Below are 6,176 nucleotides of genomic sequence, written 5' to 3'. Positions count from 1 at the left end.
AGCGCCATCTGCGCGGGCGGCACCGGCAGGTTCAACGCCTGCCCCACGGCCACGAGTCCGGCCGCCTGGAGCGCGGGGAACGCCAGCGAACCGCCCCACAGCGCGAGCGCCCGGGCCGGCCGGGTGTGTACGGTACGCGCCTCGCTCAGCGCGGTGCGCAGGAACGACAGGACGGCCGTACGCAGCCGCCGTACCAGGACGAGCACCACGACCGCCGCGCACAGCACGGCGCCGATGATCAGGAGCAGCGGGCCAAGTGCCCCCGCCGGAAGGAGAGTTCCCAGGCGCAGGGCGTCCGGGAAGGCGATCAGCAGACCGGTGAGCAGCGTCAGCCGGGCTATCGACTCCGCGAGCAGGAACAGCGCCAGCGCGGCCGACGAACGGGCCAGCGGCAGCCCGCACACCGTCAGGAAGCGCAGGTTGACCGCGCCCGCGCCAAGTCCCGTGGGCAGCAGATGGTTTGCCGCGCCCGCCGCGAACTGCGTGGCCAACAGCCGCCGCGCGGGCAGCCGTTCGACCACGGCACCCTGCCGGGTGAACGCGGCGGCGACCCAGGTCAGACAGGTGGCACCGGCCGCCGCCACCAGCCAGGGCCACTCCGCCGCCCGCAGCTGGCCGAAGCCCGCGACGAGGACCGACCGGTGCTGAACGGCGACGACGATGACCAGGAGCAACGGAAGCAGGCACAGGATCTGCCGCACGCGGATGTGTCTCACATCCCTGGAGGTTCTCCGCGCCACGACAACTGCGGGTTGCGGCAGCGGGGACAGTTCCTTACGCGCGTCGTTACACGAGGCTGCGGCGGCGAACGCGTTGACCTCAACGCCGCTTGAGGTCCTACGGTCTCTCCCATGAGTATGGAGAGCACCGCCTGGACCCAATTGCACAGTGTCATGACCGCAGAACAGGAGCGCCGCCCGTTCGCCCGCGCCACGCTGCGCCGCATCGCGGAGTTCGCGAGGCCGCACCGCCGCCCGATCGCGAGGTTCGTCCTGCTCGGGGTGGTGACCGCGTTGCTCGCCGTCGCGACCCCCGTACTCGCCGGGCACGTCGTCGACGCGATCGTGTCGGGCGGCGACGACGGGACCGTCGTACGCCTTGCCCTGCTCATCGCCCTGATCGCGGTCGCCGAGGCGGCCCTCGGGATTCTTGGTCGGCGGCTTTCCGCGGCGCTCGGGGAGGGGCTCATCCTCGATCTGCGGACGGCTGTGTTCGATCATGTGCAGCGCATGCCGGTCGCGTTCTTCACACGTACCCGTACGGGCGCGCTCGTCTCCCGACTCAACAACGACGTCATCGGAGCCCAACGGGCCTTCAGCAACACCCTGTCCGGAGTGGTCAGCAACTTCGTGACGCTGCTGCTCACGCTGGTGGTCATGCTCACCCTGTCCTGGCAGATCACCCTGCTCGCGCTCGTGCTGCTCCCGGTCTTCGTGATCCCGGCCCGCCGGATGGGCAGCCGGATGGCCCGCATGCAGCGCGAGGCGGCCACCCTCAACGCGGCGATGAGCACCCGCATGACCGAACGCTTCTCCGCCCCCGGCGCCACCCTCGTCAAACTCTTCGGCCGCCCCGAGGAGGAGTCCCTGGAGTTCGCCGACCGCGCGAGCCGGGTCCGCGACATCGGCGTCCGCACCGCCACCGCCCAGTCGGTGTTCATCACCTCCCTGACCCTGGTCTCCGCCCTGGCCCTCGCCCTCGTCTACGGCCTCGGCGGCTGGTTCGCCCTGCACGGCACCCTGGAGCCGGGCGCCGTCGTCTCACTGGCCCTGCTCCTGACCCGCCTCTACGCCCCGCTCACCTCGCTCGCCGGAGCCCGCGTCGAGGTGATGAGCGCCCTGGTCAGTTTCGAGCGCGTCTTCGAGGTGCTGGACCTGAAACCGCTGATCGAGGACAAACCCGACGCCCGCGAGGTGCCCGAGGGCGCGGTGGCCGTCGAGTTCGACGAGGTCCGCTTCGCCTACCCCTCCGCCGACAAGGTCTCCCTCGCCTCACTCGAAGAAGTCGCCTCCCTCGACACCCGTAGCGGCACCGAGGTCCTGCACGGCATCTCCTTCCGCGCCGAACCCGGCGAGACCATCGCCCTCGTCGGCTCCTCCGGCGCCGGCAAGTCGACCATCGCCCAACTCCTGCCCCGGCTCTACGACGTCGACGAAGGCACCGTGCGCATCGGCGGGGTCGACGTCCGCGACCTCACCGCAGCCTCCCTGCGGGCCACCCTCGGCATGGTCACCCAGGACGGCCACCTCTTCCACGACTCGGTCCGCGCCAACCTGCTGCTGGCCCGACCCGCCGCCACCGAGGACGAGTTGTGGGACGCGCTGCGCCGCTCCCGCCTCGACGATCTCGTACGGTCCCTGCCCGACGGCCTGGACACGGTCGTCGGCGAGCGCGGCTACCGCCTCTCCGGAGGCGAGCGTCAACGCCTCACGATCGCCCGCCTGTTGCTGGCCCGCCAGCGCGTCGTCATCCTCGACGAGGCAACCGCCCACCTGGACAACACCTCGGAGGCCGCCGTGCAGGAGGCCCTGACGGAGGCGCTTCAGGGCCGTACGGCGGTGGTGATCGCCCACCGGCTGTCCACCGTGCGCTCCGCCGACCAGATCCTGGTCGTCGAGGCGGGCCGCGTCGTGGAACGCGGCCCGCACGACGAACTCCTGGCCGCCGGTGGGCGATACGCCGAGCTGTACCGCACACAGTTCGAGAAGCAGCAGCCGGAGACGGTCGCCTGACGGAGCGTCAGGGCTCGCGGTGCTCGTGCGCCGCCTTCTCCAAGTCCACCGCCTCCGCCTCGGCCACCCGGATCTCGGCCGCCACGTCGATCGAGCGGCTCAGCCACCAGTAGAGGAGCCCGGCGACCGGCAGTCCGACGAACAGGGAGAGGTCGGCGCCGTCCATGGCGTGGGCGATCGGTCCGACGTAGAGCGTGCCGACGGAGAAGAACGGCACCATCACACCGAAGCCCACCAGGTAGGAGATGATCCCGTGCCAGCCCCAACGGCCGTAGATGCCATGGGGGTTGAAGATCTCCGCGATGGCGTAGTGACCGCGGCGCACCACGTAGTAGTCCATCAGGTTGACCGCGGTCCACGGGATGAACAGATAGAGCACCAGCAGCAGGAAGTTGTTGAAGTTGGTGAGGAAGTCGGAGGTCGCGGCGAACGCGCCGGCCAGCGAGAGCGCGGCGGTCAGCCCGATCGTCAACGCCCGGACGCTCACGGTCGGTTGGACCTTCTTAAACGAGTCGATCGCGCTGATCAGGGTCAGCGAACCGCCGTACATGTTCAGCGCGGTCACGGAGACCAGACCGAGCGTGGCGAAGAGGAGCACGATCGCGCCGAAGCCGCTGAACACCTTGTCGCCCGCCGCGTTGATCGAGCGGATCGTGTCGAAGTCCTTGCCCGCCCAGGCGGCGAGCAGCGCGCCCAGCGTCATCAGCCAGACCCCGCCGAGCGCCGAACCGAAGTAGGTCCAGTAGAAGGTCTTGCGGACGGTCACGTCCGGCGGGAGGTAGCGCGAGTAGTCCGAGACGTAGATCGCCCAGCTGATCTGGTAGCCGGCGACCACGCCGAACTGCGCGAGGAACGGCGTCCAGGAGAAACCGCCGAGGTCGAAGGAGCCCGCCGGGTAGTGCAGGGTCGCCAGCACACCCACGGTGAAGATCCCGAAGACGACCAGGAAGGTGTACGTCAGGAACTGCTCCGCCTTGTGGATGACGTCGTAGCCCACCAGCGCGATCACGAACCCGACCACGGTGACCACGGCCACCCACATCTTGGTGTTGCCGTGCACCGTGGTGTGCAGGGCCTCACCGGCCAGGATCGTGTTGAAGACGTTGAAGCCCGCGTACTGCACATAGGCGAACAGCCACACCAGCAGGGCCCCGACATAGCCGAACTGGGGTCTCGACTGGATCATCTGCGGCAGCCCGAGCTGCGGGCCCTGGGCCGAGTGGAAGGCCATGAAGAAGGTGCCGAGCAGGGTGCCGGCGACGATCGCGATGAGCGACCAGATGAGGTTGCCGCCCTCGGTGATGCTGATCAGACCGACGGCGAGCGTGGCGATCTGCGCGTTCGACATGAACCACAGGGGGCCGAGGTGCCACAGCTTGCCGTGGCGCTCGTCGAGGGGGACGTAGTCGATGGAACGTATCTCCAGCCCCGACACCCGGGGCTCTGATGCGGTGGTCACGGTGCCTCCCAGGTGCTGATCCAGCCTCTGTGGCCACATTCATCCCCCACAGGGGACCCGGCAACCGCAACGGATACTGTGAAACCCGCCCTTGACCCGCGACTGCGGGCAGGGAGCCGAGTCCCGGGAGCCTCCGATGCTGCGCACCATGTTCAAATCCAAGGTCCACCGTGCCACCGTCACCCAGGCCGACCTGCACTACGTCGGCTCCGTCACCATCGACGCCGACCTGCTGGACGCTGCCGATCTGCTGCCCGGCGAGCTGGTCCACATCGTCGACATCACCAACGGCGCCCGCCTGGAGACGTACGTCATCGAGGGCGAGCGGGGCTCCGGTGTCGTCGGGATCAACGGGGCCGCCGCCCACCTCGTGCATCCCGGAGACCTGGTGATCATCATCAGTTACGCTCAGGTGTCCGACGCCGAGGCGCGGGCGCTTCGGCCCCGGGTCGTGCACGTGGACTCCGCCAACCGGATCGTGGGCCTCGGCGCCGATCCGTCCGAACCGGTGCCGGGCTCGGAGCAGGCGCGCAGCCCGCAGGCCGTCACGGCCTGACCACCACACCAGGAGAAGGCCCATGAGCGAGATCGAGATCCGCGACGACCGGGCGGCGGGCCGCCTGGAGGCGATCGGCGAAGGCGCCGAAGTCGTAGGCCACATCGAGTACTTCGTCCTCGAATCCCCCGAGCGCGCCCTCGTCCCGGTCCACACCCTGGTGGAACCGGCCCACGAGGGAAAGGGCATCGCGGGTTCACTGGCCCGCGAGCTGTACGGCATCGCCGCCCGCGAGGGCATCGTCGTCGCCCCGCTCTGCCCGTACGTCGTGAAGTGGGCGGCCCGCCACCCCGACGAGGCCCCGGCCGCGGACCCCGCGTTGCAGAAGGCGGCGATGGAGTGGCTGACCGCGCATCCCGGCCGGTTCTAGACGGCACATCGGTGACGGTTCCGGAAGAGAGGCCAGCCCACGTGCTCGCCCTGCTCCACACCTCGCCCGCCCACATCCCGGTCTTCGACGCCCTGCGCGACGAGGACCACCAGGGCCTGGAACTACGGCACTTCGTCGACGAGGAACTGCTCGCGTGGGCCCGCCGCGAGGGACCGGAAGCGGTGACCGGCGCGGTGCGGGACGCACTGGAGGAGGCCGTCGCCTCAGGGGCCCGGGCGGTGCTGTGCACCTGCTCGACCATCGGCGGGGTCGCGGAGTCCGCCGGTGCCGACGTCGGAGTGCCGGTGCTGCGCGGTGACCGCCCGATGGCGGCGGCGGCCGTGGCCGCCGGTACCCGGGTCGTCGTGGCCGCCACGCTGGAGAGCACACTGCGGCCGACCGTGGAGCTGGTCGAGGAGGAGGGGCGTCGTATCGGCCGCCCCGTCGAGATCCGCACCCTGCTCGTCGAGGGCGCCTGGACCCGCTTCGAGGCCGGCGACACCGAGGGCTGCGCCCGCCTGGTCGCCGACGCCGTGGACGCGGTCAGGGACGCCGACGCGATCGTCCTTGCGCAGGGGTCCATGGCGGGCGCCCAACACCTGACGACCACACCGGTCCCGGTGCTGTCGAGCCCCCGCCCGGGGTTGGCCGCCGGGGCTCGGGCGGCGCGCGTGGGGTGAGTCCGGCGGGGCTCGGGTGGTGTGTTTGGGGTGAGTCCGGCGGAGCGTGGGGTTGTGCGCTGAGTGAGTCGGTCGGGGCTCGGGCTGCGCGTGTGGGGTGAGTCTCGCGGGGTTTGGGTGGCGCGGGTTGGGTGAGTCCGGTGGGGCCTGGGTGCTGCGCGTCGGGTGGGTCCGACAGGGCCTGGGGGTTGTGCGTCGAGTGAGTCGGTCGGGGCTCGGGCGATGCGTGTGGGGTAAGTCCCGCGGGGCTCAGGTGGCGCGCGTCGGCCGCGTCCGGCGGCGCTCCGGCGCGCGGGGCGAGTGAGTCCGCCCGGGTGAGTGGCGGCGAGGGTGCCGGGTAGGCGGGGGAGTAGTCCAGAGCCGACGCACCTACTGGCTG

6 protein-coding genes are annotated in these 6,176 nt (G+C 70.5%); 4 read left to right on the top strand and 2 right to left on the bottom strand.

Features of this window, described 5'->3' with window-relative positions; translation table 11 throughout:
• Nucleotides 1–716, bottom strand: a 716-nt coding sequence (locus tag R6V09_RS43325) for a lysylphosphatidylglycerol synthase domain-containing protein (protein WP_317886976.1), incomplete at its 3' end; no start/stop codon positions are given.
• A gap of 141 nt (nt 717–857) precedes the next feature.
• On the opposite strand from R6V09_RS43325, the gene R6V09_RS43320 reads away from it, so the two are divergent.
• The gene (locus tag R6V09_RS43320; protein WP_317886977.1) at nt 858–2,732 is read left to right on the top strand and encodes an ABC transporter ATP-binding protein; all 1,875 of its coding nucleotides are present in this window, start codon (nt 858–860) and stop codon (nt 2,730–2,732) included.
• 7 nt (nt 2,733–2,739) lie between these two features.
• Here the strand turns inward: R6V09_RS43320 and R6V09_RS43315 are convergent, their stop codons facing one another.
• The gene (locus tag R6V09_RS43315; protein ID WP_317886975.1) at nt 2,740–4,191 is read right to left on the bottom strand and encodes a purine-cytosine permease family protein; all 1,452 of its coding nucleotides are present in this window, start codon (nt 4,189–4,191) and stop codon (nt 2,740–2,742) included.
• Nucleotides 4,192–4,327: 136 nt separating this feature from the next.
• On the opposite strand from R6V09_RS43315, the gene panD reads away from it, so the two are divergent.
• The 3 genes from panD to R6V09_RS43300 are packed head-to-tail and all read left to right on the top strand — an operon-like array spanning nt 4,328 to nt 5,797.
• Nucleotides 4,328–4,747, top strand: coding sequence for an aspartate 1-decarboxylase (gene panD / locus R6V09_RS43310; RefSeq protein WP_317886974.1), 420 nt, complete (start codon nt 4,328–4,330; stop codon nt 4,745–4,747).
• 22 nt (nt 4,748–4,769) lie between these two features.
• On the top strand, nt 4,770–5,117 hold the full coding sequence (locus R6V09_RS43305) for a GNAT family N-acetyltransferase (RefSeq protein ID WP_317886973.1): 348 nt from the start codon (nt 4,770–4,772) through the stop codon (nt 5,115–5,117).
• 41 nt (nt 5,118–5,158) lie between these two features.
• Nucleotides 5,159–5,797, top strand: a complete 639-nt coding sequence (locus tag R6V09_RS43300; RefSeq protein WP_317886972.1) for an aspartate/glutamate racemase family protein — start codon at nt 5,159–5,161, stop codon at nt 5,795–5,797.
• Nucleotides 5,798–6,176: the final 379 nt, after the last annotated feature.

This window comes from Streptomyces sp. W16, assembly GCF_033194735.1.
GTDB lineage: Bacteria > Actinomycetota > Actinomycetes > Streptomycetales > Streptomycetaceae > Streptomyces.
Note: the sequence above shows the minus strand (reverse complement) of the source record. Positions and strands in the feature narration are given on the sequence as shown.